Raw genomic sequence first — 2,219 nt, 5'->3', positions numbered from 1 at the left:
AAGACGCCGGCGCCCGACGGGGAGACGGCGAGTTAGCCGGCAGGTCGGCATGTCAATCCTGGTCTAACAGAGCCTAATCTTTCCATACAGGGCAAATGCGGATCCGGCAGAAGTAAAAAACACCAAACATATTAGAAGCTCCCAGAGCAATCGAATGAAACCCATCCATTCAGCATTCATACACAGGAGCAAGCCCAATACGAGCGCCGAAATGGTCGTAGCGGCAAGGGCGCCGACTCCCATCCATAACCATTCTTCGGCGAAATAGTCTTCCATTGTTTGCCAAATGGAAATAACATTGCCGACTGAAAGAATTGTTATCAATCTAAATAAGTCCGAGGTGTTAAAACTGCTGCCCGTGTCAGCTGCGGCCGTGCCACTGGAAAGCTGCAGGCTGCTCGCGAAATGGATATACAGCATAACCATAAGACATAGAAATGCAGCCATTGCTAAGGCCGCGATGGGCTTATGACTGCGTTTTTCGTAAGACAGTTCAAGGGCAGCTCCGGAAAAACCACGCCCCTCATGAATGTAGAGCCGTGAAAACTGCTGATCATAACGATTACTAACGATCAATTTGTCGGCAAAGAATATATCGCGACCAAGACCGATTGAGTTTAAATTTAGGCCAGATAAAATAACAGTCCTTTAAACCATGAAAGGTCAGGTGATAGCTCTCGCAGCAGTCTGCCATTCCAAGTCCAAAGTAATAATGCATGCGCTTTTTGGTTAGTAGTCGCTTGATGTGCAGAAAACCCTTGCCGAATATAGTTTCGACTCTTTCCCTAAGTAGAACTTGAGGAACGGTTCGTTCAACAGTAATTACTGGAGCCGAAATGAATCCACCATTGTCAGATGGACTTAGCTCATAACAAACAGGTTTTGCGAATCTGTATGATTCCAACAATGACTTTAAAGTTAAGACTGCCTGTCTGTTGTTCTCCGTCTTATCTTGGAATGCACCCAAATCTTTAACTGAATTTACCCCAAAAGCCTTACAAATGCATGAAAGAGAGTCATCTTTAAACTGCATGTCAGTCTGGTATCTACTAGTTTGCAGCATATAAGCGCAAAAAACCTTGGAATCAATTAGGCGAGGGTAATGGCATTCTGAAAAGTAGTTATTTAGTTCTTCTGTTAGCTTATTTAATAACTCGGCATCGTTAAGCCTTCTGCAACGATAGCCGTCCTTTGAGTTCACAACAAGATTGCGCATCAACTCGCATTTCCCTTGGAACAGGACGGGGAGTGTAACGGATTCTGAAATTTGCAGATCTTTAGGTAATAAGAATTCAATTTCGGAGTTAACTTTATAAGCACCTGTCGTAGGCGTTATGCCCTCGCGAACTCGCTTTATTAGCGCCGACGGCGTTATCAAGGCGCGAATGAGAACGGTATTACGGGAAACATCTTCGTTCAGATCGCAGCTAGAGCGCGCCTTGCTCTTACAGACTCTACTAAATACATAAGGGTTGCTGGCGCTTTTTATTTCAACATATGAATAAGCTCCGATATAAGCCGAATATAGTCCGATAACTGCATCCAGAATAATTGCCGTTTTAATAGAATCAAAATTAGTAAATGAATTGAGACAGCCGAATATGTTGGCTGTTGACCAGAGTAACCCAACTAGTGTGGTTGCGATAAATATGTGGCGCAATCGCCTAATTGCCATCTTGCTTGCCGAAAGCCTAAATGCAACAAACGTAAGTAATAGCAGAAAGACGCAAAGACTCGCCGCGCTAAAACAAGCAAGCCGGGCATTATGGAAATGAAAGTACGTGCTTGCACAGGCAAACACGGCACCGATTGATAACCTCGGAGCCGATCGAGCACCGGTTATACATTCCGCGGCGGATAGAGAGATTGCAAAGAATAATAAGTACAGTAAAGCAAAGCACGCGTGTATAGAACTAAACATATTAGCTAGATTTCTACTTGATCATTAACTGAACTCAGTATGACAGTCCCACTGAACAATTACATGAAATATTGTCTTATAAGCCAATAAGCTATGGTTTCTTACAGATATCAAGGGAGGTTACAGTTGAAATGACTATGACTCCTGTATTGATTTGTAAACAGAACGGTCAATCATCAGAAACTGTTAGCTCACTACTTAGTAACGAATTCATTAATGTTAAATCAGAACCACCCTTAAAAAGGGTGGTTTGCTCTTAGGGTATAACCCACGGGCCCCGGGCTCGCGTCTAAAGGCG

Annotated in this window: 2 protein-coding genes; both read right to left on the bottom strand. The window is 43.6% G+C overall.

All coding sequences use genetic code 11. The features are described from left to right. Nucleotides 1-63: 63 nt before the first annotated feature. A complete protein-coding gene (locus tag AB5405_RS09755; RefSeq protein WP_368138351.1) occupies nucleotides 64-576 on the bottom strand; it encodes a hypothetical protein in 513 nt (170 codons plus the stop codon). Beyond that, nucleotides 566-1,675 carry a hypothetical protein gene (locus tag AB5405_RS09750; protein WP_368138350.1) on the bottom strand — a complete coding sequence of 370 codons (1,110 nt, stop codon included), beginning with the start codon at nucleotides 1,673-1,675 and terminating at the stop codon, nucleotides 566-568. Before AB5405_RS09750 ends, AB5405_RS09755 begins: the two co-directional genes overlap by 11 nt. Nucleotides 1,676-2,219 lie beyond the last annotated feature (544 nt).

This window comes from Collinsella aerofaciens (genome assembly GCF_040920445.1).
GTDB classification, from domain to species: Bacteria; Actinomycetota; Coriobacteriia; order Coriobacteriales; family Coriobacteriaceae; genus Collinsella; species Collinsella aerofaciens_BH.
This window is presented reverse-complemented; position numbering and strand designations above follow the sequence as displayed.

Excerpts from the sequence above, each read along its gene's own strand:
- AB5405_RS09750 (WP_368138350.1), bottom strand. The coding sequence starts at position 1,675 with ATGGCAATTAGGCGATTGCGCCACATATTTATCGCAACCACACTAGTT.